This is a genomic window from Cupriavidus phytohabitans (assembly GCF_000426345.1).
Taxonomy (GTDB): domain Bacteria; phylum Pseudomonadota; class Gammaproteobacteria; order Burkholderiales; family Burkholderiaceae; genus Cupriavidus.
Genome location: NZ_AUFE01000010.1, coordinates 66,723 through 91,477, shown reverse-complemented (window position 1 = coordinate 91,477; position 24,755 = coordinate 66,723). Strand labels below are relative to the sequence as shown.

The window sequence follows — 24,755 nt, the reverse complement described above, 5'->3', positions numbered from 1 at the left end:
GGCACCGCCCTACCCCCTGCGCAAATATGTCACCAGCCTGCCGATCACCGGCGCGTTGCGCGGCGTGAGCAGGCTGACGATGATCGCCACCGCAAACCCCGCGGGCACGCCAAAAGCGCCGGAAGCAATCGGGTCGACGCCAAACCAGCGGTTGCCGAAGATGCCGGTCATGCGGGTGAAGAACGGGTAGTTGACGAAGATGTAGTACACCGCCACCCCAAGCCCGGCGGCCATGCCGGCAACAGCGCCGGCCGCGGTCGTCCGGCGCCAGAAGATGCCGAGTACCAGCACAGGGAAAAAGCTCGATGCCGCCAGCGAGAAGGCGGCGCCGACCAGGAACAGGATGTTGCCGGGCCGCAGCGATGTGACATATGAAGCGAACAAGGCAACGCCCAGCAGCACGATCTTGGCCGTCGTGACGCGGCGCTGGTGGCTCGCCTGGCGGTCGACCATGTGATAGAAGACGTCGTGCGAGAGCGCGTTGGCGATGGTCAGCAGCAGGCCGTCGGCAGTCGACAGCGCCGCTGCCAGCGCGCCGGCGGCGATCAGGCCGGAGATGACGTAGGGCAGGCCGGCGATCTCCGGGGCGGCCAGTACGATCATGTCGGGCTGCAGCAGGATCTCGGCCCATTGCACAATGCCGTCGCCGTTGACGTCGCGAATGCCGAAAACCGGCGGATCGACCTTGCGCCATTGCACTACCCATTGCGGCAGTTCCGCATACGACGTGCCGACCAGGTGCTCGAAGAACTCGTACTTGACCAGCGCGGCCAGCGTCGGCGCGGACACGTACAGCAGCGCGATGCAGAACACGGCCCAGGCCACCGAGTTGCGGGTCTCCTTGACGGAGGGCGTGGTGTAGAGGCGCGTCAGGATATGCGGCAGGCTCGCGGTGCCGACCATCAGGCAGAACACCAGCAGCACAAAGTTGAGCCGCTTTGTCTTGCGCTCCTGCTCGGACGCCGCGGGATACGGCTCGGTGGACGACATAGAATGCCGGCTGCGCGCAAGCGCGTCTTCGCGCTGCAGGTTCCACTGCTGCTGCGCGGCGGCGGGATCCCGCGGGAACTCCAGGCGCTCACGTTCCAGCGCCTTGATTTCGCGCAGCGGCGCATTGCGCGCACGAAGATCCTGCAGCCGCGCGTTCAGCGTATCGCGCTCCTGCTGGAAGGATTCCGGCAGGCGGGCGATGCGTTCCTGCAACAGGATGGCCTGCTGCTTGTAGTACTCGCGCACGGCCTGCTCGGCGGGCGCGCGCTCCAGCTCCTGCTCACGCGCATCAAGCTGCGTCAGCAGCGTGCCGTAGCTGAGCTGCGGCGCCACGTCCCGGTGATGCTTCCACGCGATCATCGACACCGTGACCAGGAACGCCACGATCATCATGATGTACTGCGCCACCTGGGTCCAAGTGACTGCGCGCATGCCGCCCAGGAACGAGCACACCAGGATGCCCGCCAGCCCGAAGAAGATGCCGACGGCGAATTCCACACCGATGAAGCGCGTCACCACCAGCCCTACCCCCTGGATCTGTGCCACCAGGTAGACGAACGAACACAGCGACGCCGCCAGTACCGCGATGGCGCGCACCGGCAGGTTGCCGCCGGGCTTGCCGTTGCCGTAGCGCGCGGCGAGGAAATCCGGGATGGTATAGCCGCCGTACTTGCGCAGGTAGGGTGCCAGCAGGAAGGCCACCAGGCAGTAGCCGCCGGTCCAGCCCATCACGTAGGCCAGGCCTTCGTAGCCAGAGGCGAACAGGATGCCGGCCAGGCCGATGAACGAGGCCGCGCTCATCCAGTCGGCGGCGATCGCCATGCCGTTGAACAACGCCGGCACGCGCCGCGAAGCCACGTAATATTCGTTGAGATCCGAGGTGCGGCAGATCAGCCCGATGCAGGCATAGATCGCGATGGTGACGAAGAGGAAGACGTAACCCAGCCACAGCGCGTCGGCATTGGAGCGCTCCAGCAGCCCCATCATGCCGACGAAGCCGAACAACCCTAGGGTGAACAGGCCGTAGTACAGCAGCAGCCGGCGGCGGAAGCGCGACTGGGCATCTGGCATGGGCAACGATCCATGGTCGGTGGGGCGCTATCGTAACAAACCCGCCGGCGCGCGGGAACGCGGCGGCGGGTTCTGGGGGCAAGGCTACGGGATCACTGCGCCTGCTTGAGCTGCTCCAGGATCGCCGGGTTCTCCAGGGTCGAGGTGTCTTGCGTGATTTCCTCTCCCTTGGCCAGCGAGCGCAGCAGGCGCCGCATGATCTTGCCCGAGCGCGTCTTGGGCAGGTTGTCGCCGAAGCGGATGTCCTTGGGCTTGGCGATCGGGCCGATTTCCTTGCCGACCCAGTTGCGCAGCTCCGTGGCGATCTTGAGGGCCTCTTCGCCGTTCGGGCGGGCGCGCTTGAGCACGACGAAGGCGCAGATCGCCTCGCCGGTCATGTCGTCCGGGCGCCCCACTACGGCGGCTTCCGCCACCAGCGGGTTGGCCACCAGCGCCGACTCGATCTCCATCGTGCCCATGCGGTGGCCCGACACGTTCAGTACGTCATCGATGCGGCCCATGATGGTGAAGTAGCCGGTGTCCTTGTCGCGGATCGAGCCGTCGCCCGCCAGGTAGAGCTTGCCGCCGAGCTCTTCGGGGAAGTAGCTCTTCCTGAAGCGTTCCGGATCGCCCCAGATGGTGCGGATCATGGCCGGCCACGGGCGCTTGACCACCAGGATGCCGCCGTTGCCGTTGGGCACGTCATGACCGGTCTCGTCGACGATGGCGGCCATGATGCCCGGCAGCGGCAGCGTGCACGAACCCGGCACCAGCGGCGTCGCGCCCGGCAGCGGCGTGATCATGTGGCCGCCGGTCTCGGTCTGCCAGAAGGTGTCCACGATCGGGCAGTTCTCATTGCCGACGTGCTTGTAGTACCACATCCAGGCTTCGGGGTTGATCGGCTCGCCCACGGTGCCGAGCAGGCGCAGGCTCGACAGGTCGTATTGCTTCGGGTGGATCTTCTCGTCGGCCTCGGCGGCCTTGATCAGCGAGCGGATCGCGGTCGGCGCGGTGTAGAAGATGCTGACTTTGTGGCGCGCGATCATGTCCCAGAAGCGGCCGGCATTCGGGTAGGTGGGCACGCCTTCGAACACCACCTGCGTGGCGCCAGCGGCCAGCGGGCCATAGGCGATGTAGGTGTGGCCGGTGACCCAGCCGATGTCGGCGGTACACCAGAACAGGTCGTCGGGCTTGACGTCGAAGGTCCACTGCATCGTCATCAGCGCCCACAGCAGGTAGCCGCCGGTGCTGTGCTGCACGCCCTTGGGCTTGCCGGTCGAGCCCGAGGTGTAGAGCACGAACAGCGGGTGCTCGGCGCCGACGGGCTCGGCTTCGCAGGTATCGGGCTGGTTGGCGCAGACGTCGTCGAGCCAGCGGTCGCGGCCCTCGGTCCAGCCAACGTTGCCGCCGGTGCGGCGGTACACGATCACGTTCTTCACGGCCTCGCAGCCGCCCAGCGCCAGCGCATCATCGGCGATGGCCTTCAGCGGCAGCGCCTTGCCGCCGCGCATCTGCTCGTCGGCGGTGATCAGCGCCACCGCGCCCACGTCGACCAGCCGCTCCTGCAGCGACTTGGCCGAGAAGCCGCCGAACACCACCGAGTGCGTCGCGCCCAGGCGCGCGCAGGCCTGCATCGCGGCCACGCCTTCGACCGACATCGGCATGTAGATCACGACCCGGTCGCCCTTCTTGATGCCGAGCGTCTTCAGGCCATTGGCCAGCCGGCACACCCTGGCATGCAGCTCGCGGTAGGTGACGCGCGTCACGGTGCCGTCGTCGGCCTCGAACACGATCGCGACCTTGTCGGCGTTGCCGTTCTCCAGGTTGCGATCCAGGCAGTTGTAGGAGGCGTTCAGCTGCCCGTCCTCGAACCACTTGTAGAACGGCGCGTTGCTCTCGTCCAGCACCTTGGTGAAGGGCTTGTTCCAGTGCAGCAGCTCGCGGGCGTGGCGCGCCCAGAAGCCTTCGTAGTCGCGTTCGGCTTCCTCGCACAGCGCGCGGTAGGCGGCCATGCTGGGAATCGCGGCCTGGCTGGCGAACGACTCAGGCGGGTTGAACACGCGGTTCTCTTGCATCACCGATTCGATGGCGGACATAGACTCGTCTCCTGATTTTGGAATGGCTTTGGCTGCCAAGTTACGCCCGACGGCTTACTTAAACCTGACGGTCGGCGGCTGCTGCCTGTGGTGGCCGACCGGTGTCCGAGATCGCCGCATGCTGCAATGCAGCAGGAAACTTCGTGCCATCGGGGCGAAAGTGCAGCCTTGTCCATTAGGCTAGCACAGCTATAATCCCGCGAGCCCTATACCTGAACGCGGCGCTTACCCTTGCCGCGGCCTCTCACGCTTGAACCGGCCTGCCACGCCATCGCGCTAACCGCGCTCGCGTCCGCCGGCTGACCGAGGCATTGACCGTGCCCGCCAACACCTCCACCGCAGCCACTGCCCACTCTCAGCTTTTCTCCCCGGTCCACGCCCTGTTCCTGGTCGGATCGATGGCGCTGGTCGGCAGCAATGTGGGGCTGGGCAAATCGATCATCGCCCATGTGCCGGTGCTGCTGTTCGCGCTGCTGCGCTTCGTCATCGCGATCGTCTGCCTGGCGCCGTGGTACCGGCCCGCACGCATGCGCCGGGTGTCGCGCGCCGAATGGCTGAACCTGTTCCTGCAAGCGTTCTTTGGCACCTTCCTGTTCACGCTGCTGATGCTCAACGGCGTGCGGCTGACCAGCGCCATGGCCGCCGGGGTCATCACCAGCACCATCCCCGCCACGGTGGCGATCCTGTCCTGGCTGGTGCTGCGCGAACGGCTGTCGCGCCGCACCGTGGCCTCGGTGCTGCTGGCGGTGGCCGGCATCGCCGTGCTCAACATCGCCCGCGGCGATTCGCACGGCGCCGGCGAAAACAGCCAGGCCTGGCTGGGCAACCTGATGATCCTGGGCGCGGTGCTGTGCGAATCGATCTACGTGATCCTGTCGCGCCGCCTCACGCAGACACTGGCCGCCATCGAGATCTGCGCCTATACCCACCTGATCGGCGGCTTGTTGATGCTGCCGCTGGGGCTGGTGCCGTTGCTGACCTTCGACGTCTCCACGGTGCCGGCGCAGACCTGGCTGATGCTGCTGTGGTACGCGCTGTCGGCCAGCGTGTTCTCGTTCTGGCTGTGGATGAAAGGCATCCGCCATGTGCCGGCGCAACTGGCGGGCGTGTTTACCTCGGTGCTGCCGGTGGCGGCGGCCACCTACGGCATCGTCGTGCTGGGCGAGCAGCCGGGCTGGCCGCACGGCGTGGCGCTGGCCTGCGTGCTGGCCGGGATCGTTCTTGCAAGCTGGCCGGGGCGGATTTCGCGCGGCGCCTGGCGCGGCAAGGCGGCGAGCGCCGATCCGGGCGCGGGGGCCTGACCGGTACGGCATGGCTGTGGTTACCTGGTAACACAGCGTTGTCATCGTCGCTTGGTACAATCCACGCCGTTTTTCAACTCGCCGACACCGCCCTGCCCCATGGCTTCCAATCCAATGACCAAGCCGCAGGCCCAGAGCCTGCGGCCCATCCCGAGCATTATCTTCGCGTCGCGCTGGCTGCAACTGCCGCTATACCTGGGCCTGATCGTGGCCCAGGGCGTCTATGTCTACCATTTCCTGGTCGAAGTCTGGCATTTGCTGGCGCATGTGACCGAGTTCGACGAAAACAAGATCATGCTGGTGGTACTGGGGCTGATTGACGTGGTCATGATCTCCAACCTGCTGATCATGGTGATCGTGGGCGGCTACGAGACCTTCGTCTCGCGCCTGGGGATCGACAACCATCCGGACGAGCCGGAATGGCTGGACCATGTCAACGCAGGCGTGCTCAAGGTCAAGCTGTCGATGGCGCTGATCGGGATTTCGTCGATTCACCTGCTGAAGACGTTTATCGACGCGGAACAGCGCACCACGCACACCATCATGTGGCAGGTGGCCATCCATGTGGCCTTCCTGGCCTCTGCGGTGGCGATGGCGTGGGTGGACCGCATGGTGTCGCACCCGGCCGGCGCACATGCCAAGCGTGAATCACATTAAGGCGTGCACAAGCCGAGGCTTACCTCCGAACCGCGGCCATGTGCCGCGGTTTTTGCTTTTGGCATGCCGCGGCCGCGTCATGAGATCCAGGCGGCACATAAGAAGGCTGTAGACCAATGTATGCAGCCGGGCAGACTGCCCCGGCTCGGTGTATGATTTCGGGCTGTGTTTCACCGCTGCCCACCCCACAAAATGACAGTCATCAAGCAAGAAGACCTCATCCAGAGCGTCGCCGATTCCCTGCAGTACATCAGCTACTACCACCCGATGGACTACATCACCAGCCTGGGCCGTGCCTATGAGCTGGAGCAGAGCCCGGCGGCCAAGGACGCGATCGCGCAGATCCTGACCAACAGCCGCATGTGCGCGGAAGGCAAGCGCCCGATCTGCCAGGACACCGGCATCGTCACGGTCTTCGTCAAGGTGGGCATGGACGTGCGCTGGGACGGCGCCACCATGGGCCTGACCGACATGATCAACGAAGGTGTGCGCCGCGGTTACACGCATCCGGACAACGTGCTGCGCGCCTCGATCGTCAGCCCGCCCGAAGGCGGCCGCAAGAACACCAAGGACAACACGCCGGCCGTGATCCACTATGAAGTGGTGCCGGGCAACACCGTCGACATCCAGGTCGCGGCCAAGGGCGGCGGCTCGGAGAACAAGTCCAAGTTCGTGATGCTGAACCCGTCCGACTCGATCGTCGACTGGGTGCTGAAGACCGTACCGACCATGGGCGCCGGCTGGTGCCCGCCGGGCATGCTGGGCATCGGCATCGGCGGCACCGCCGAGAAGGCGATGGTGATGGCCAAGGAATCGCTGATGGAGTCCATCGACATCCAGGACATCATCGCGCGCGGCCCGAAGGACTGGGTCGAGGAACTGCGCGTCGAACTGTACGAGAAGGTCAACGCCCTGGGCATCGGCGCGCAGGGCCTGGGCGGCCTGGCCACCGTGCTGGACGTCAAGATCATGGCCTGCCCGACGCACGCCGCGTCCAAGCCGGTCGCGATGATCCCGAACTGCGCCGCCACCCGCCACGTGCACTTCACGCTGGACGGCAGCGGACCCGCCAAGCTGGAAGCGCCGGACCTGTCGCAATGGCCGAAGGTCGAGTGGGCACCGAACACCGAGACCTCCAAGCGCGTCGACCTGAACACGCTGACGCCGGAAGAAGTCGCCTCGTGGAAGCCGGGCCAGACCCTGCTGCTCAACGGCAAGATGCTGACCGGCCGCGACGCCGCGCACAAGCGTATCGCCGACATGCTGGCCAAGGGCGAGAAGCTGCCGGTGGACTTCAAGAACCGCGTAATCTACTACGTCGGCCCGGTCGATCCGGTGCGCGACGAAGCGGTAGGCCCGGCCGGCCCCACCACCGCCACGCGCATGGACAAGTTCACCGAGATGATGCTGGCCGAAACCGGCCTGATCTCGATGATCGGCAAGGCCGAGCGCGGCCCGGCGGCCATCGAGGCCATCAAGAAGCACAAGTCGGCCTACCTGATGGCCGTGGGTGGCGCCGCCTACCTGGTGGCCAAGGCGATCAAGGAAGCCAAGGTGGTCGGCTTCGAAGACCTGGGCATGGAAGCCATCTACGAGTTCGATGTCAAGGACATGCCGGTGACGGTCGCCGTGGACAGCGAAGGCACCTCGGTGCACAAGACCGGCCCCGCCGAGTGGCAGGCCAAGATCGGCAAGATTCCGGTCGCCGCGCTGTAAGCAGCGCCACACGCCGAGGCGGTAGAATCTGCCTTCGCGCTCGAAAAAGCCGGGTTTCGACCCGGCTTTTTTCTGCCCTCTCCTTTCCAGTCGTCCTCGCATCCCCGTGAACCCCGCACCCATCGGCGTCTTCGATTCTGGCCTTGGCGGCCTGTCCGTGCTGCGCGAGATCCGCGCGCTGCTGCCGCATGAATCGCTGCTGTACCTGGCCGACTCGAAATACGCGCCTTACGGCGAAAAACCCGAGACGTTCGTCGAGGCGCGCACGCTGCAGGCGTGCGAATGGCTGCTCGGACAGGGCTGCAAGGCGCTGGTGATCGCCTGCAATACGGCGACTATGCACGCGGTGCAGACGCTGCGCGAGCGGCTGCCGGTGCCGATCATCGGCGTCGAGCCCGGCCTCAAGCCGGCCGCCGCGGCGAGCCGCAGCAAGGTGGTGGGCGTGCTGGCCACCGCAAACACCCTCAAGAGCGCCAAGTTCGGGCGGCTGCTGTCCTCGCTCGACGGGGAAAGCCGCTTTATCTGCGAGGCGGGTCTTGGCCTGGTATCGCTGATCGAGCAAGGCGACCTCGACGGCCCCGCCGTGCGCGAGCGCCTCGATGCGTACCTCACTCCCATGCTCGAAGCCGGTGCGGACACGCTGGTGCTGGGCTGCACCCACTACCCTTTCCTGTCGGGCACGATCCGCGAGATGGTCGGAGACCAGCTGGCGCTGGTCGACACCGGCAACGCCATTGCGCGCCAGCTCGCCCGCAAGCTGGCCGAGCACGACCTTGCCGCGGACGCCGGCGCGCTGCCGCGCGACCGCTTCGTTTCCACCAAGGACGCCGCGCACTTGCGCGCGATGGCAGGGGCGCTGCTGCGGGTCGACGCGGATGCGGAAACGGTGGTGATCGAGCCGGCGCCGGCCCTCTAGCCGGCGCCTGCGCTAATGCGCGTCCTACTGCAGGTTATTGCAGGAAGCCCAGCGGCCGGTGCTCCCGCACGTCCGGCTTGATGGCATGTTCCTGGCGCAGCTGCGCGAGGAATTCGTCCGGCGTCAGCGCCTCGCCCAGCAGCACGCACTGGCGCTTGACAGTGGCAAAGTCGCCCGGCGTCAGGCAATCCATCGCATCCAGTTCGCGCCGCATGGCATCGCTCAACAGGATCGCGTCGCCGCCCAGCGCTTCGTCGACGAACATCGCCGCCCGCTGCTCCGGCTTCAGCGCCAGGAAACGGATCTTGAACGAGAAGCGCCGCAGCGCGGCCTCGTCGATGCGGTCGAACAGGTTGGTGGTGCAGATGAAGATGCCGTTGAAGCGCTCCATGCCCTGCAGCATCTCGTTGACCTCGGAGATCTCGTAGTTGCGCACCGCCTGCTGGCGGCTCTGCATGAAGCTGTCCGCCTCGTCCAGCAACAGCACCGCACCGTCCTCCTCGGCGCGCGCGAACATCGCCGCGATCTGCTGCTCGGTCTCGCCCACGTACTTGCTCATCAGGTCCGACGCGCGCCGGATCATCAGCGGCAGGTCCAGCTCGGCGGCGATGTGCTCGGCCAGCGCGGTCTTGCCGGTGCCGGGCGGCCCATAGAAGCACAGCGTGCCGCGCTGGCGCACGCGCAGTGCATCGATGATCTTCGCCACCTCGTAGCGGGTTTCCAGGTGCAGGTTCTCCAGCCGGTAATGCGTGACCACCGGGCGGGCTTCGGCCTCGGGACGCAGGCCCATGGCCCGGTCGGCATGCTCCAGCTGGCGCAGGATCAGCGCCTCGACCGGTTCCTGCACATCGGGCCGCGCCAGCTCGACAAAGCGCGCCGCCGATTGCACTTGCGCCGGCGTCAGCGTCTTGCGCGCGGCCAGGCCGCTGATGAAGGCATCGCTGACGTCGAGGCCGCCCAGGTGCTTGCGGATGATGTTCTCGCGCACCAGCGGCGGCGGGATCTTCAGTTCCAGGTGGAACTGGAAGCGGCGCAGGTAGGCCGGATCGATCTGCCGGATCGAATTGGAGATCCAGATCACCGGCACCGGGTTCTGCTCGAGCGTCTGGTTGACCCACGCCTTGCCGTTGACCGATGCACGCGTGTCCTCCTGGCCGAACAGGCTCATCAGCTCGCGCGCGCTGCCGGGGAAAACGTCTTCCACCTCATCGAACAGCAGCGCGGTATGGGCACGGCCGCGCAGGAAGGCCTGCGACACCTGCAGCGAGCGGTAGCGGTCCTTGCCCGACAGGCTGTTGCCGTCGCGATCCAGGCAATCCACCTCGTACAGCTCGCAACCGGCTTCGCGTGCCAGCAGGCGCGCGAACTCGGTCTTGCCGGTGCCGGGCGGGCCGTAGATCAGCACGTTGACCCCGCTGGCGTGCTGGCGCGTGGCGTTGGCCAGCAGCGCGCACAGGTAGCGGGCATCGGTCTCGACATGCGGGTAGTCGGCGACGGTCAGCGTGGGCGGCGCGGCCGGGCGGGTGAATACCGCCATCATCTCGGCTTCGTTGGCGTAATTGCCCAGCAGCACGTGCAGCAGGCGGTCGGACAGGCGCATCAGGTCGCCCAGATCGGTCACGCTGTTCTCTGGCAACGGCTGCTCGATCAGGTTCAGCGTTTCCAGCCGCGAGCCCGGGCGCAGCGACGCCGCCACGTCCGCGGCCCCGGCGCCGGTCAGGCCGGCCAGGATCTGGAACGCTTCCTGGCTGTGCGCCACCTTGCAATCGACCATCACCGCGCGCAGGTCGCGCTTGTACTTGGCCAGCGCCGCGTACAGCAGCAGCTTGCGCTCGTGGTCGGGCAGGTCCAGCACGCGGCTGAGCATGTCGATATTGCGCACCAGCAGCACGCGCTCGCCGTCCAGCCGCTGCGCGATGGCAGCGGCCGAGGCGTCGAACACGGCGAACATGTCCTTGGCGTGGTGCTTGACGTACTCGTCGAGGTAATAGAAGAGCGCGCTTTCGTCGAAGGCGCTGTTCCACTGGCCGTGGCGGTCCAGGAATTCCTCGGGTGTCAGCCGCGCCGCCCCCTTCCACGCGGGCATGTCGGCGCAGCGGGCGGCCAGGAAGCGTTGCACGCGCAGCACTACCCCATATGGCCACACCATTTCCTGCGCGCTGACGGTCAGCACATCATTGATATTGCTGCGCAGGTTGAAGCGCGGACCCAATGCGCACACCACGCGCAGGGCAAACTGCGCGCACATCCAGTCCAGCGCGGAGCTGGACGACACCCCGGGCATGGAGCGCAGGAGCGTCGATCGGTCATCTTCAGCGGAACGTGTGAAATCCATGGACGGTTCCCCGAGCTCGCCGTGGCAGGGCCGACCGACCGGCGCACCGCCTCGTCTGCAGTTTCTTTCTATGCTAGCGCGCTTTGCAGCCCTCCGCGCACGCGCGGGCGAACTGGTCGCCAGCGATCGTGGCCTGGGCCACCGAAGCCTGTGGATCCATGCGGGCGCGCAAACCCGCGCAAGATAGCGCCAACCGCTCCACCATGCAGCCTGATCTGGGGGTATAACTTGCCGGGACAGAAAATTCCAGTTGCGGCGCACAAATCACAACAAATAAGAATCATTATCATTTATACTAGCCAGCTGACACGCTGCCCCAGAGTGGCGCTCCCACGGCAACCCAGTTGAAGGAGCGTTTATCATGGAATTACTGCTTAGCCTGCTGGTCGGTTGCGGCATCTCGCTGATCCTGTTCTACCGCAAGTGACGGCGCACAGTTGCTGCTGCTTGTTCCGAGCCAGGTGCCATCCTGCGCCTGCCGGCCGACTTTTGTTGTTGACACATGTTCGACCAACGCTTCTTCAAGATTACGCTCGCCGTCCTGCTGTTCCACGCCGGCCTGCTCTACCTGATCCAGAGCGGCCTGGCCCGCAAGCTGACCGAGGCGGTGGTCGCCCCCGAGATCATCGCGCGCATCATCCCGCTCGAACCGCCGAAGCAAGAGGCCCCGCCCGAGCCGCCCAAACCCAAGCCCAAGCAGGAAACGCCGCCGAAGCAGGTCAAGGTGACCACGCCCAAGCCGACGCCGCCCAAGCCCACCCCCACGCCGCAACCAGTAGCCGACCTGCCGCCGACGCCGAACGCGCCGGAAGCGCCACCCGCACCGCCGGCTCCGCCCGCGCCGGCTGAACCCGCGCCGGCACCGGTCTCCGCAGCGCCACGCGCCGTCGGAATCGGCGAAATCCAGTGCACGCCGCCGCAACCGAAGTATCCTTCCCAATCGCGCCGCATGGGCGAGACCGGCAAGACCGTGGTGCGCCTTACCACCGATGAAAGTGGCAAGGTCACCAAGACCTCCGTGGTGTCGTCGAGCGGCTCGTCGCGCCTGGACCAGGCCGCGGTGGACGCCGTGCAGGCCATGCGCTGCAAGCCTTACATGGACAACGGCCGCGCCGTCGCCGTCACGGCGCAGCAGCCGATCGGCTTCGAACTGAACTGATCGCCAATCCGCTGCGCCATACCGGCGATCCGATTTCCGATCATCTGATCTGACCTAAACCAAGCGAACTCACCAGGAACCCACCCATGCAGGACCTCGGACTCTCCCACCTCTGGACGCAAGGCGACTTCGTCATGCGTGCGACCGCCATCATTCTGCTGATCATGTCACTCGCGTCTTGGATCGTGATCTTCACCAAGGCCTGGGATCTGGTGCGCCTGAAGAAGATGGCACAAGGCGCCGAAAAGCGCTTCTGGCACTCGGACGACTTCGACCACGCGCTGGAAACCCTGGGCTCCAATGATGCCAACCCGTTCCGCACCCTGGCCGTCGCCGGCAAGGAAGCCGCCCAGCACCACCGCGCCAGCCAGCCGCAGCTGCACGACGTGATGGATATCTCGGACTGGCTGACCCGCTCGCTCAAGAGCTCGATCGACGATGCCGTGGCGCACATGCAGTCGGGCCTGGCGGTGCTGGCTTCGGTGGGCTCGACCGCGCCGTTCGTCGGCCTGTTCGGCACGGTATGGGGCATCTACCATGCGCTGATCGGTATCGGCGCCTCGGGCGTGCCGACCATCGACAAGGTCGCCGGCCCCGTGGGCGAGGCCCTGATCATGACCGCCTTCGGCCTGGCCGTGGCAATCCCCGCGGTGCTGGGCTATAACGCACTGACGCGGGGCAACAAGGCGGTGATCTCCAAGCTCAACCGCTTTGCCCACGACCTGCACGCCTACTTCGTGACCGGCGCCCGCGTGCGTCCCACCGGTGCCCGCAGCGAAGATGGCACCGTGCGCCTGGCCGCGGCCCAGCGCTAATCCGCAAGCAAGGAAGTCATCATGGCATTCGGTACTCTCGACGGTGACGACGACGAGGTGATGAGCGAGATCAACATGACGCCGCTGGTCGACGTCATGCTGGTGCTGCTGATCATCTTCATCATCACCATCCCCGTGATCAACCACGCGGTGAAGATCGACCTGCCGCGCGCCACCAACTCCCCGAACGATCCCAAGCCGCAGAACATCAACGTCTCGATCGACGCCAGCGGCAAGGTGTTCTGGAACCAGGTGGAAGTGGACCAGGCCACGCTGGAAAGCAATATTTCGCTGGCCGCGCAGCAGCAGCCGCAGCCTGAACTGCACCTGCGCGCCGACCGCGACGTGCGCTACGAGCGCGTGGCCGAGGTCATGGCCGCCGCGCAGCACGGCGGCCTGGGCAAGATCGGCTTTATCACCGAACCAAAGCAGTAAGACACGCGCCGGCAGGCGTTGCGCGCAACAGGAAGGGCATCCCGCGGGATGCCCTTTTTCATTTACCGGCTGCTCGCCGTCGCAGATCGTTGGTCCGGCTCGCTGATTGTTGAATCTTTGATCCAGACTATTGTAATGATAACAATTCTCATTTAATATCATCCCATCGACTGCGCCATCGGTGGCGCGCCCCTGATGCCATTCCCCTGCGCGCCCAGAGCGCCAGGCAGACCCGGAGCCAGATGATGAGCACTCTTTCCCTGCCGCTGTCGCAACCGCGTGAAGTCACCCGCCGCCGCCTGTCGCTGCGACGTGTCGAGGTAGCCCAGCCGCGTCGCGAGACAGCAGCCACGAAGGAAGCCGCAAAGTCAGCGCCGTCGACGATCGCATCCATGAAATCGGTCGTAGCCGGCCTGCCCGCCCGCCTCGAAGCGTTGGTGCGCGACAGCCTGTCGTCGGCGCCCGCTGGCGAGCCGGTCGCACTGGACGCGATCATGCGCGGCAACAGCACGCTGCCGATCCTGCATAACGGCGAGGTCTACACGTTGCGCGTGACGCGCTACGGCAAGCTGATCCTGACCAAATGACGCATCCCGGCGGCAAGCCCATGCGCTGACGCCGAAGGGAACCGTTTGAGAACGTTTTGAGGCCCGCGTCTGCCGCGGGTGCCACGCAGGTGGCAGTACAGACTTTTGTGGGGACCACCTCGGAATGAGGTGTTGGGCAGTAGCCAGGTGCTGGCGCCGCGGCGGGAATTCCAGACCCTTCGCCTTACTGGGTGGGTTCACCCAGGGCCGCACCCAGCCATGCCCTCTTTTATTCCGCCGCGCAGGCCAGGCCTGCGGGGCTTTTTCCTGCGCGGCTGGCGCCGCGCAATGGGAATCCTGTTATTACAGGCCCAGAGCGGCGATGCCAGCGCGGGCAACCTGCGCGTCTTCAGTCGACTTCACGCCAGACACGCCGACGGCACCGACCACCTGCTCGTTGACGACGATGGGTACACCGCCCTCCAGCATGCCTTGCAGCACCGGCGCGGTCATGAACGAATAGCGGCCGTTGTTGATCATGTCTTCGTAGATCTTCGATTCACGACGACCCAGGGCGGACGTACGGGCCTTCTCCGCGGCAATATGGGCCGAGATTGGCGCGGCGCCGTCCAGGCGCTGCATTGCCAGCATATGGCCGCCGTCGTCGACCACGACAATGGACACGGCCCAGTGATGGTTCTTTGCTTCGGTTTCCGCCGCGGCCATGATCTTCTTCACATCGTCTGCCGTCAGAACCGTCTTTTGCTGCATGCCACTCTCCTGGTCATTCATTTGGTTGGAGACCGAAGTATACCCCGCAGCCCATGCCATCGTCATCGCACCCACGCAGCAAGCGGCGGGCAATGAAAATGGCCCGCACCAGGCGGGCCATTCATCATGCAGGCACTGCGGCGATCAGGCGCCATCGGTGTAAGGATCCGGCTTGGCGATACGGGCACCGTCGGTGTACGGGTCAGGCTTGCCGATGCGCGCGCCATCGGTGTACGGGTCGGTCTTGCCGACGCGGGCCCCATCGGTGAACGAATCGACCTTGCCCATGCGGGCGCCATCCAGGTATGGGTCGGGCTTGCCGGTCGCGGCGAACGAGGCGGTGGACACTGCGCACAGCGCGGCCAGCACGGAAACGGCGGCAATCGATTGTTTGAGCTTCATGAGATTCCCCTAGCAATTCTGGTCGGTACGGGCACCGCGGCGGGCTCCTTCGGAAACAAAAAGCGCCGATGTCATCGCGATGTCATGCCTGTAGTTTAGGGAAAACCCTGATGACCATAGACGTGACGCTTTGAGCAGTCCGTTCAAATAATTTGACCGGGCTCAAGATAGGGAATCATTCTGGGAACCGGCGCCCACGGCTCGTGTCGCCATTTGCAAGCCCAAAAGGAAAGGGCCCCGCAGGGCCCTGTCATCCGCAGCGTTTCGGCGCTGGCCGGTCAGTCGTGACGCCAGTGGCCATGACCGCGGTGGCCCGGCGGACCATAGTAGCCGCGATGATGGCCATAGTAACGCGGCGGGCCATAGTAACGCGGGCCATAGTAGACCGGACGCGGACGCACCACCACTGCCGGCGGGCCGTAGTAGACCGGCGCCGGCGCGACCACCACCGGCGGGGGCGCATAGTAGGCCGGAGCGGGCGGATAGTAAGCCGGTGCGCCGACCACGACGCCCGGAACGCCGATCGCGACGCCGACGCTCACATGGGCCATCGCGGCCCCGGATGCCAGGCCGGCTGCGACACCGAATGCTGCGAGCCACCAACGTTTCATATCCGCCTCTCTCAGAATTGAGATTTCTCTTACCCGATATTTTAGAGCGCCGGAATTTTCCAGGTGCAACCGAGCGCACGACATTGTTACCAGCCGTAACAGTGCGTCACTTTTGTCTTCCGCGACGCCATCTCCTTGACAAAACCGAATTAAAGGCTGCGGCGGACTTGCATCCGGATTGCGAAGCCACCACAATACCGGGCTTGCCGTGCGGCCGTGGAGAAATTGGTAGACTCAGCAGACTTAAAATCTGCCGCCTTTCCAGGCTTACGGGTTCGAGTCCCGTCGGCCGCACCAGGGCCACCGCAGCGGCAACCCTGCGTCCAAAGCAAAAGAGGAGGCCCTCTGCCCCCTCTTCAGATCCTTCGCGCTGCGCCGCGCTCCCCGCGCCGCGCACCACGCCATCCACTACGCCATCACGTAGCACATCAGCGCACCGACCCCCACCAGGAACACAAACAACACTCCGGCCAGTGCCAGCGGCTTGCGTCCGGCGCGCACCAGGTCGCCGATACGGGTATGCAGGCCGATTGCCAGCATCGCACAGGCCAGCAGCCAGTTATCGAGCGCGATCAAGGGGGCCTTCCAGGCTGCGGGCACCGTGCCGGCCGAATTGAGCGCCATCACCGCGACAAAACCCACCGCAAACCACGGCACCGACTTCAGAATCCCGGCGAAGCGGCCCTTGCCGGCGGGCGCCTGGCCTGCCTCGGCCTTGCCTTGCGGCCACAGCGCCATCACCAGCAGCAGCGGCCCCAGCGCCAGTACGCGCACCATCTTGGCCACCACCGCGGCATCGGCGGTCGGCTCGCTGATCATCTTGCCCGCGGCGATCACCTGTGCCACCTCATGCAGCGTCGCGCCGGTGAAGATGCCGAACATGCGCTCGCTGACCGCCCAGTGCCAATGGCCGTTGGCCAGTTCGAACAGGTAGGGATAGAGCAGCATGCCGACGGTGCCGAACAGCACCACCGTGGCGACCGCCACTGCGGTCTGGCGGTCGTCGGTGCGCACCACCGACGACACCGCGATGGCCGCTGCTGCGCCGCAGATGGCGCTGCCGGAGCTGACCAGGATCGCTTCGCGGCGGCTCAGACCGAAGAAGGTCGATCCGACCCAGGTGCCGAACAGCAGCGTGGCGACCAGCATCGTCAGCGGCACCACGATTCCCGGCAGGCCAAGTGCGACGATGGACGCGAATGTCAGCCGCAGGCCGTACAGTGCCACGCCCAATCGCAGCAGGTAATGGCGCGCCACCTGCATCCCGGGTGCCAGCGGCGCCAGCCAGTGCTTCGGCAGCGTATTGGCAGCGACCATGCCGGCGCACATGGCGAGCGTCAGTGCGCTCAGGCCATAGCGGGCGATCGCCGGATGCTCGGCCAGCGCCAGTGCCAGCCAGGCAATGCCGCCCAGCGGCACAAGCGTCAGAAGGCGCTGGGACCAGGGCGGAGAAACAACCGCCGGCGTGGCGACTGCGGTGCGGGGGGCGCTGCTGGAAGTGGCGGAAGACATGGCAGTTCACTTGTTCTGTAGTGACTCCAGCGTACTGGCCCGCCCTTAACCCGTAAAACGGGTAATATCGTTATGCCTTATCTATTCATTCGATATGGAATACCGCCCAGAGCCCCGCCCCGAGCAGCGCCCGTTGCGCCTTACGCTGCGCCAGCTGTCCGTCTTCGTCGCCGTCGCACAGCACGGCAGCACCATGGCAGCCGCGCAGGCGCTGGCGATGTCGCAGTCAGCAGTCAGCGCTTCGCTGGCAGAGCTCGAACGTGCACTGGACAGCCCGCTGTTCGATCGCATCGCGCGCCGCCTCAGCATCAACGAGACCGGCCGCCAGTTCTTCCCGCGCGCGCTGGCTCTGCTGGACCAGGCTCACGAGTTGGAGCGCTTTGCCACGCAAAGCGGGGTGCAGCTGCGGATCGCGGCCAGCAACACCATCGGCAGCTATATCCTGCCGCCGCTGCTGGCGGGTTTCCGTCATTCGCGCAGCGGCCCCTGCACTCTGGACTTGCGCATCGGCAACACCCGCGAGGTGCTGCAGTCGCTGCTGCAGTTCGAAGCCGACATCGGCCTGGTGGAAGGCGCCAGCCACGAACGCGACCTGCGCAGCATGCACTGGTGCGATGACGAGATGGTGGTGGTGGTCGGCCCGTCGCATCCGCTGGCGCTCACGCCGACTGACCTGGTGGCATTGCGCGATGCCGAGTGGATCGTGCGCGAACCGGGGTCGGGCACGCGCGAGGTGATCGAGGAACGTCTGGTGCCGTTGCTGGGCGAACTGCGCTTCGCACTGGAGCTGGGCAACGCCGAGGCGATCAAACGCGCGGTGATGAGCGGCTTCGGCGTCAGCTGCCTGTCGTTGCACGTGGTGCGCGATGAACTCGCGCAAGGCACGCTGGTGGCGATCCGCGAAGGCTTGCCGCGCATCGTGCGGCCGCTGCAGCTGGTCGTGCACCAGGACAAGTTCCCGACGCAAGGCCTGCTGGCCTTCACCGAATATCTGCGCACCATGGCGCCGCGTATCGGCGCGTGATGCGGGGTGCGGATCGATAGATGGACCGATAGGCGGACAGCTAGGCCACCTGCGGCTCGCCGCGCTTGCTGCGCGCGGTGTACCGGTCGAGCAGGTGGAACAGCACGGGATTGAGCATGATCGAGAGCAACGCGCCCGCCAGGATCAGCGCCTGGCCGCGCTCGGGCAGGATATTCAGATAGACGCCGAGGCTCGCCAGGATGAAGGAAAACTCGCCGATCTGCGCCAGGCTGACGGCAATCGTCATGCCGGTCTGCCCTGAGTGCCCGAAAACCCGCACGATACCCATCGCCGCCAGCGATTTGCCGACCACGATGATAAACAGCGTCGACAGCACGCCCCACGGGTCATTGACCAGCACCATGGGATCGAACAGCATGCCGACCGAGACGAAGAACAGCACCGAAAAGGCATCGCGCAGCGGCAACGATTCTTCGGCCGCACGGTGACTGAATTCGGATTCGGCCAGCACCATGCCGGCAAAGAAGGCGCCCAGTGCGAAGGAGACGCCGAATAATGAATACGCGCCATAGGCGACGCCCAGCGCGGTCGCCAGCACGCCCAGGCGGAACATCTCGCGATTGCCGGTCCAGACGATGCGCTCGAGCATCCATGGAATAAAGCGGCGCCCGATCAGCAGCATCACCGCGACAAAGGCGACGACCTTGCCCAGCGTCGAGAACACCGCCATAAGGACTTCGCCGGTACCCGGGCCGCCTTCGGCGCCGGCGTCCGCAGCGCCGGCAAGGAGTCCCGCCATCGCTGGCAACAGCACCAGCGCAAGCACCATGGCCAGGTCTTCGACGATCAGCCAGCCTACCGCGATGCGCCCCTGGGGCGATTCCACCAGGTCGCGCTCCTGTAGCGCCTTGAGCAGCACCACGGTACTGGCCACCGACAGCGCCAGCCCGTACACCAATCCCTGCCCCCACGACCAACCGAAACCCCACGCCACCAGCATGCCGAGCAAGGTCGCGATACCGATCTGCACGACCGCCCCGGGAATCGCGATGCGCTTCACCGCCATCAGGTCCTTGATCGAGAAGTGGAGCCCGACGCCGAACATCAGCAGGATCACACCGAGCTCGGCCAGTTCAGGCGCGAGCGCCTGGTCGGCCGTGTAGCCCGGTGTATGCGGCCCCACCACGATCCCCGCGCACAGGTAGCCGATCAGCGGCGGCAGCCGTAGCTTGCTGGCGATGGCGCCAAGGATGAAGGCCAGGACGATACCGCCGACGATGGTACTGATGAGCGGGGTGGCGTGATGCATGCGTGCGGGTTCCTCGTGTCAGGGGCTGGACGGCGATGGCTGGATCCCACCCGCCTTCCCCGCTTCGGCCCGCGCGCCACGATCCCGCAAACGGCGCGCACCAGCGGTCGGCGCGGCACGATCGGCAGCCTCGGAACGGAACAAGAAAGGAAAGAACGGGAAGTGCCGCAGCGGCCCCGGACACGCTGGAGGCGCATCACGGATCGGGAATGGCGTGTGACGTGCTGCGCCGCGATCCATCGCGCGGCGCACCCCGAAAAGCGTACGACAAGAGTAATGTAACATGCCCGCCACGCGCTCAAAGCGCAGAAATACAAGGCAATTCGCGGCGAACGAGCGCCTGTGCGAGGCGGAGCGGGCGAGCGCAAAACAAAAACGGCGCCCAAAGGCGCCGTTCTGCATTGCAACTGGAGGCGGAGGTCGGAATCGAACCGGCGTACACGGCTTTGCAGGCCGCTGCATAACCACTCTGCCACCCCGCCAGGTGACGTGATGCTGGATTGTAGCCACATTCAGCCGATGCTGCCGGCCTGCCTGTCGCGGCAATTCAACCCAAACAAAAAGGGAAGCGTTGCTTCCCTTTGGGGATTGGAGCGGGAGACGAGTCTCGAACTCGCGACCTCAACCTTGGCAAGGTTGCGCTCTACCAACTGAGCTACTCCCGCGTACAACTTTTTGCTGCCAGCCCGGCCTGTGCCATGCACGTTGCCGAACCTTCGATAACCTGGAGCGGGAGACGAGTCTCGAACTCGCGACCTCAACCTTGGCAAGGTTGCGCTCTACCAACTGAGCTACTCCCGCAGGGTACTGCTTCAAAAACTTTTCAAGGCATTTTGTTTCGCAATTTGCCGCTATCACACAACATCCTGCGCCAAACCTGCCTTATCTCGCTGCTTTCGTTTGCGTCGTCAGCAACGAGAATGAGATTATGCAAAAAGCTCCTCTCTGCGTCAACACCTTTTTGGAATTTCTTTTCACTTCCGTGCGCCGGCGCCCGCCACCACACTGCTGCGCTCCCGGATCTGCGGCCAGGCCAGCTTCATGTAATAGATCATCGACCACAGCGTCAGCACCGCGGCCAGATAGATCATCCAGGTGCCCAGCACGTAGGCATCGAAGCCGAGCAGTTGACCGCTGAACAGCAGCAGCGGGATCGCGATCATCTGCACAGTGGTCTTGAGCTTGCCAAGGAAGTTCACCGCCACGCTCTTGGACGCGCCGATCTGCGCCATCCACTCACGCAGCGCCGAGATCGTGATCTCGCGCCCGATGATGACCAGCGCGATCAGGTCGGTGACCCGGTCCAGCGCCAGCAGCGACAGCAGCGCGGCCGTCACCATCAACTTGTCGGCAACCGGGTCCAGGAATGCGCCGAACGACGAGGTCTGGTTCCAGCGCCGCGCCAGGAAGCCGTCGAGCCAGTCCGTCACCGCGGCGATGATAAAGAACGCCGCCGCCGTCAGGTTCTTGGTGTGCATGGGAAGCCATGCGTCGGGCAGGTAGAACACGCCCACCACCAGGGGAATCATGGCGACACGAAGCCAGGTCAGCAGGATCGGGATATTGAAAGGCATGGAACTCGGGCGGCGGGGGAACGTGACCAATCCCGCGATTGTCGCCGATTTCGGGACCAATCGACCATCATTGGTCATTTTCGTGCCCGCGCCGGCAACTGCCGCGGGTCAATGCAACTGCCGGTAGATCTCTTCCGCCAGCCCGCGCGAGATGCCCTCGACGCTGGCCAGTTCGTCGATGCTGGCGGCCATCACGCCGCGCAGGCCGCCGAAACGGGTGAGCAGCTTTTGCCGCCGGCGCGCGCCGACGCCTTCTATTTCTTCCAGCCGCGAGGTCGTGCGCGCCTTGGCCCGGCGCGCGCGCATCCCGGTGATGGCGAAGCGGTGGGCCTCGTCGCGGATCTGCGCCACCAGCATCAGCGCCGCGCTGCCCTGCCCCAGCTCCAGCGACGGCCGGCCGTCGGCGAACACCAGTGTCTCCAGGCCGACCTTGCGCCCTTCGCCCTTGGCCACGCCGACCAGCAGGCCGATATCCAGCCCCAGTTCCTCGAACACCTGGCGCGCCACCTCGACCTGGCCCTTGCCGCCGTCGATCAGCACGATCTGCGGCAGCAGCGCCGCTTCGCTGCTCGGCGGTGCGCCGCCGTCTTCCTGCATCTGCTCGACCAGCTTCTGGTAACGCCGCGTCAACACCTGGCGCATGGCGGCATAGTCGTCACCGGGGATGATGTCCTGGATGTTGTAGCGGCGATATTCGCTGTTCTGCATGTCATGGTGGTGATACACCACGCACGACGCCTGCGTCGCCTCGCCCGCGGTATGGCTGATGTCGAAGCACTCCACCCGCAGCAGCGCCAGGTCTTCCAGGTCCAGGCCGATGGTGTCCGCCAGCGCGCGCGTACGCCCCTCCTGGCTGCCCTGCTCGGCCAGCCGGCGCGACAGCGCCAGCGCCGCGCCCTGCTGCGCCATCTCCAGCCACACTTTGCGCTGACCCTGCGGCTGGCGCACCAGCGTCACCTTGCGGCCGGCATGCAGCGACAGCGCCTCCACCACCGCGCCGTCGTCCGGCACATGGCTGACCACGATGATGGGCGGTGCGGGTTGCTCCAGGTAATGCTGCACCATAAAGGCGGCCAACACCCGGGCGGCGATCCGCTCGACAGTGAGCGGCGGCGCGGCGCCGGCGCCGGCTTCGTCCACCGTGTCGCGCTGGTCGGCATCCTCGACGATCATCGCAGCCTCGTCGGCATGGGCCGGGAAATAGGCCTTGTCGCCGAGATGGCGGCCGCCGCGTACCATGGCGAGGTTGACGCAGGCACGCCCGCCTTCCACCGCCACGGCCAGTACATCGATATCGCGCGCCTGCCCGCCCACCTCCTCCACCGCCTGGCGCTTGAGCACGGTCGACAGCGCCGCGATCTGGTCGCGCACCGCGGCGGCCTGTTCGAACTCCAGCCGCTCGGCGTGCTGCTCCATCTTGCCCTGCAGGCCTTCCAGCACTTCGGTCTGGCGGCCCTGCAGGAAGCGCGCCGCGTTGGCGACGTCGCGCGCGTAGTCCTCTTCGCTGATGGCATTGACGCACGGCCCCGTGCAGCGATGGATCTGGTGCAGCAGGCAAGGCCGGGTACGGTTGTTGAAGACGGTGTCCTCGCAAGTGCGCAACTGGAACACCTTCTGCAGGATCTGCATGCTCTCGCGCACCGCATAGGCGCTCGGGAACGGGCCGAAGTACTGGTGCTTGCGGTCGGTGGCGCCGCGGTAATACGCCATGCGCGGGAAGCGGTGCCCCGTCAGCTTCAGGAACGGGTACGACTTGTCGTCGCGGAAGAGGATGTTGTAGCGCGGCGCCAGCGCCTTGATCAGGTTGTTCTCGAGCAGCAGCGCCTCGGCCTCGGTGCGCACCACCGTGGTTTCGATGCGGGCGATGCGCGCGACCATCATCGCGATGCGCGGCGATGGCTGGGTCTTGGTGAAATAGCTCGAGACCCGTTTCTTCAGGTCGCGCGCCTTGCCGACGTACAGCACATTGCCGGCGGCATCGAAATAGCGGTACACGCCGGGCAGGCCCGGCAGGCGCGAGATGACCGGCTTGGGGTCGAAGGGCTCTGCCGGCAGCTCACCCGGCGCCGCGGCGGCGATCTCGGGCTGCGCCTCAGCCGGGAATTCGGCCGGCGATTCGGCTGGCGATTCGGCCACCACATCGGCCTCAGGTTTCGGTGAATCGGATTGCTGGTCGGACATTGGGGGACGGTGACCGCTACACGGCTAGCGCGCAACAAAGTGGCGCGGCCTCTAAAATCGCAAGTTTAGAGCAATTCAGCGCGCATCCCGCGTGCGCCTTTACCCGCCATGCCTATCCGCTCCTGGGACATCTTCTGCACCGTGATCGACAATTTCGGCGACATCGGCGTCTGCTGGCGGCTGGCACGCCAGCTCGCGCAGGAGCATGGGCACGTGGTGCGGCTATGGGTCGATGACCTGGCGAGCTTCGCGCGGCTGGCGCCTGAACTCGATACCGGCGCCACCGTGCAGCGCCTGGCGGGCGTGGAAGTTCGTCCGTGGCGGCCGGGAGACGATACTGACGTGGATGACACCGCCGGGGCAGCGCCACACGATGCCGTCGTCGAAGCCTTCGCCTGCGAAGTGCCGCAAGCCTTCCTGGCGCGCATGGCCGCGCGTGACCCCAAACCCGCCTGGATCAACCTCGAGTACCTGAGCGCCGAGCCATGGGTGCGGGAGCACCATGCGATGCCCTCGCCTCATCCGCGGCTGCCGCTGGTGAAACACTTCTTCTTCCCTGGCTTCGAGCCCGGCACCGGCGGCCTGCTGCGGGAGTCGATGCTGGGCGCGCAGCGCGCCGCCTTCCTCGGCGGCACCGCCGCCCAGGCGGCCTTGTGGCACCGGCTGAGCGTGACGCCCCGCCCCGACGCGTTGCGCGTGAGCCTGTTTGCCTACCGCAACCCGGTCCTGCCCGCGCTGCTCGAGCAATGGCGCGATGCCGCCGAGGCAGTCCATTGCCTGGTACCCGCCGGCCTGGCCGCTGACCAGGTCGCCGAATGGCTGGGCGCGTCGCTGCGGATAGGCGACCCGGTCGAACGTGGCAACCTGTGCGTGCAACTGATCCCGTTCGTACGCCAGGAGCACTTCGACGAACTGCTGTGGGCCTGCGACCTGAACTTCGTGCGTGGCGAGGATTCCTTCGTACGCGCGCAGTGGGCAGCGCGGCCACTGGTCTGGCATATCTATCCCCAGGACGATGCCGCACACCGGGTCAAGCTCGACGCCTGGCTCGACCTGTTCCGCCAAAGCGGCGCGGCACCCGAGGCGGCTGCTGCGTTGACGGATTTCTGGCACGCCTGGAACGGCTATGGCGTTCCCGTCGACTGGCCGCGCCTGCGAGCGCATCTTGCGGCACTTGCCGCCATCGCGCCGCGCTGGGAGCGGCGCTTGCAGCATCCCGGAGATCTTGCCGCCAACCTGGTGGCGTTTTGCGAAAATCAGGTAAAATAACCGGTTGATTCAAATGGCGACCGGGCCGGAGAACCAGGTCCTCTCCCATGCGTCGAACGCAGTGGGTGAAGACCTGAATGCAAGCTGAGCACGGGGTCGCGAGCGCGTGGATATACCGGCTTTCGGTGGAGCATCTGGCCTACC

20 protein-coding genes and 4 tRNA genes are annotated in these 24,755 nt (G+C 65.7%); 11 read left to right on the top strand and 13 right to left on the bottom strand.

Features of this window, described 5'->3' with window-relative positions; translation table 11 throughout:
• Nucleotides 1–9: 9 nt before the first annotated feature.
• Together K309_RS0110325 and acs are read right to left on the bottom strand one after the other, a co-directional pair.
• Nucleotides 10–2,061, bottom strand: a complete 2,052-nt coding sequence (locus K309_RS0110325; protein ID WP_029046340.1) for a VC_2705 family sodium/solute symporter — start codon at nucleotides 2,059–2,061, stop codon at nucleotides 10–12.
• A gap of 92 nt (nucleotides 2,062–2,153) precedes the next feature.
• Nucleotides 2,154–4,136, bottom strand: coding sequence for an acetate--CoA ligase (acs, locus tag K309_RS0110320; RefSeq protein WP_029046339.1), 1,983 nt, complete (start codon nucleotides 4,134–4,136; stop codon nucleotides 2,154–2,156).
• A gap of 317 nt (nucleotides 4,137–4,453) precedes the next feature.
• Between acs and K309_RS0110315 the strand changes: the two genes are divergently transcribed.
• The 4 genes from K309_RS0110315 to murI all read left to right on the top strand — a co-directional run bounded on the left by K309_RS0110315 (nucleotide 4,454) and on the right by murI (nucleotide 8,726).
• Complete coding sequence (locus tag K309_RS0110315; RefSeq protein ID WP_029046338.1) at nucleotides 4,454–5,437, top strand: DMT family transporter; 984 nt, start codon at nucleotides 4,454–4,456, stop codon at nucleotides 5,435–5,437.
• Between the two features lie 99 nt (nucleotides 5,438–5,536).
• Nucleotides 5,537–6,094: a TIGR00645 family protein gene (locus K309_RS0110310; RefSeq protein ID WP_029046337.1), complete on the top strand. Its 558-nt coding sequence runs from the start codon at nucleotides 5,537–5,539 to the stop codon at nucleotides 6,092–6,094.
• 192 nt (nucleotides 6,095–6,286) lie between these two features.
• Nucleotides 6,287–7,810 carry a fumarate hydratase gene (locus K309_RS0110305; protein ID WP_029046336.1) on the top strand — a complete coding sequence of 508 codons (1,524 nt, stop codon included), beginning with the start codon at nucleotides 6,287–6,289 and terminating at the stop codon, nucleotides 7,808–7,810.
• 106 nt (nucleotides 7,811–7,916) lie between these two features.
• A complete protein-coding gene (gene murI, locus K309_RS0110300; protein ID WP_029046335.1) occupies nucleotides 7,917–8,726 on the top strand; it encodes a glutamate racemase in 810 nt (269 codons plus the stop codon).
• Nucleotides 8,727–8,760: 34 nt separating this feature from the next.
• Here the strand turns inward: murI and K309_RS0110295 are convergent, their stop codons facing one another.
• Nucleotides 8,761–11,061, bottom strand: coding sequence for an AAA family ATPase (locus K309_RS0110295; RefSeq protein ID WP_029046334.1), 2,301 nt, complete (start codon nucleotides 11,059–11,061; stop codon nucleotides 8,761–8,763).
• A gap of 502 nt (nucleotides 11,062–11,563) precedes the next feature.
• Here K309_RS0110295 and K309_RS0110285 point away from each other — a divergent pair.
• The 4 genes from K309_RS0110285 (at nucleotide 11,564) to K309_RS0110265 (ending at nucleotide 14,057) form a co-directional block, all read left to right on the top strand.
• Nucleotides 11,564–12,220 carry an energy transducer TonB gene (locus K309_RS0110285; protein WP_029046333.1) on the top strand — a complete coding sequence of 219 codons (657 nt, stop codon included), beginning with the start codon at nucleotides 11,564–11,566 and terminating at the stop codon, nucleotides 12,218–12,220.
• An 86-nt stretch (nucleotides 12,221–12,306) separates the two neighbouring features.
• A complete protein-coding gene (locus K309_RS0110280; protein WP_029046332.1) occupies nucleotides 12,307–13,035 on the top strand; it encodes a MotA/TolQ/ExbB proton channel family protein in 729 nt (242 codons plus the stop codon).
• Between the two features lie 21 nt (nucleotides 13,036–13,056).
• Entirely contained in the window at nucleotides 13,057–13,470 is a 414-nt protein-coding gene (locus K309_RS0110275; protein ID WP_029046331.1) for an ExbD/TolR family protein, read from the top strand.
• 245 nt (nucleotides 13,471–13,715) lie between these two features.
• Complete coding sequence (locus tag K309_RS0110265) at nucleotides 13,716–14,057, top strand: hemin uptake protein HemP (RefSeq protein ID WP_029046330.1); 342 nt, start codon at nucleotides 13,716–13,718, stop codon at nucleotides 14,055–14,057.
• Nucleotides 14,058–14,360: 303 nt separating this feature from the next.
• On the opposite strand, the gene K309_RS0110260 is transcribed toward K309_RS0110265, so the two are convergent.
• The 3 genes from K309_RS0110260 to K309_RS0110250 form a co-directional block, all read right to left on the bottom strand.
• Complete coding sequence (locus tag K309_RS0110260) at nucleotides 14,361–14,768, bottom strand: heme-binding protein (protein WP_029046329.1); 408 nt, start codon at nucleotides 14,766–14,768, stop codon at nucleotides 14,361–14,363.
• A gap of 144 nt (nucleotides 14,769–14,912) precedes the next feature.
• Entirely contained in the window at nucleotides 14,913–15,170 is a 258-nt protein-coding gene (locus tag K309_RS0110255) for a hypothetical protein (RefSeq protein ID WP_029046328.1), read from the bottom strand.
• Nucleotides 15,171–15,448: 278 nt separating this feature from the next.
• Nucleotides 15,449–15,781, bottom strand: coding sequence for a hypothetical protein (locus tag K309_RS0110250; RefSeq protein ID WP_029046327.1), 333 nt, complete (start codon nucleotides 15,779–15,781; stop codon nucleotides 15,449–15,451).
• 210 nt (nucleotides 15,782–15,991) lie between these two features.
• Between K309_RS0110250 and K309_RS0110245 the strand changes: the two genes are divergently transcribed.
• A tRNA-Leu gene (locus tag K309_RS0110245) sits at nucleotides 15,992–16,078 on the top strand.
• 111 nt (nucleotides 16,079–16,189) lie between these two features.
• Here the strand turns inward: K309_RS0110245 and K309_RS0110240 are convergent.
• Complete coding sequence (locus tag K309_RS0110240) at nucleotides 16,190–17,293, bottom strand: YeiH family protein (protein ID WP_029046326.1); 1,104 nt, start codon at nucleotides 17,291–17,293, stop codon at nucleotides 16,190–16,192.
• A 94-nt stretch (nucleotides 17,294–17,387) separates the two neighbouring features.
• Here K309_RS0110240 and K309_RS0110235 point away from each other — a divergent pair, with 94 nt between their 5' ends.
• Entirely contained in the window at nucleotides 17,388–18,317 is a 930-nt protein-coding gene (locus K309_RS0110235; protein ID WP_029046325.1) for a LysR family transcriptional regulator, read from the top strand.
• A gap of 40 nt (nucleotides 18,318–18,357) precedes the next feature.
• Here K309_RS0110235 and K309_RS36330 read toward each other — a convergent pair whose 3' ends face one another.
• The 6 genes from K309_RS36330 to uvrC all read right to left on the bottom strand — a co-directional run bounded on the left by K309_RS36330 (nucleotide 18,358) and on the right by uvrC (nucleotide 23,342).
• Entirely contained in the window at nucleotides 18,358–19,587 is a 1,230-nt protein-coding gene (locus tag K309_RS36330; protein ID WP_084402389.1) for a cation:proton antiporter domain-containing protein, read from the bottom strand.
• Between the two features lie 408 nt (nucleotides 19,588–19,995).
• Nucleotides 19,996–20,069 (bottom strand) — tRNA-Cys (locus K309_RS0110225).
• Between the two features lie 107 nt (nucleotides 20,070–20,176).
• A tRNA-Gly gene (locus K309_RS0110220) sits at nucleotides 20,177–20,252 on the bottom strand.
• Between the two features lie 60 nt (nucleotides 20,253–20,312).
• A tRNA-Gly gene (locus tag K309_RS0110215) sits at nucleotides 20,313–20,388 on the bottom strand.
• A gap of 173 nt (nucleotides 20,389–20,561) precedes the next feature.
• Nucleotides 20,562–21,161, bottom strand: a complete 600-nt coding sequence (pgsA, locus tag K309_RS0110210; RefSeq protein ID WP_029046324.1) for a CDP-diacylglycerol--glycerol-3-phosphate 3-phosphatidyltransferase — start codon at nucleotides 21,159–21,161, stop codon at nucleotides 20,562–20,564.
• Between the two features lie 108 nt (nucleotides 21,162–21,269).
• Nucleotides 21,270–23,342 (bottom strand): excinuclease ABC subunit UvrC, encoded by a 2,073-nt coding sequence (uvrC, locus tag K309_RS0110205; protein WP_029046323.1) that lies wholly within the window; start codon nucleotides 23,340–23,342, stop codon nucleotides 21,270–21,272.
• 108 nt (nucleotides 23,343–23,450) lie between these two features.
• On the opposite strand from uvrC, the gene earP reads away from it, so the two are divergent.
• Entirely contained in the window at nucleotides 23,451–24,611 is a 1,161-nt protein-coding gene (gene earP, locus K309_RS0110200; protein ID WP_029046322.1) for an elongation factor P maturation arginine rhamnosyltransferase EarP, read from the top strand.
• Nucleotides 24,612–24,755 lie beyond the last annotated feature (144 nt).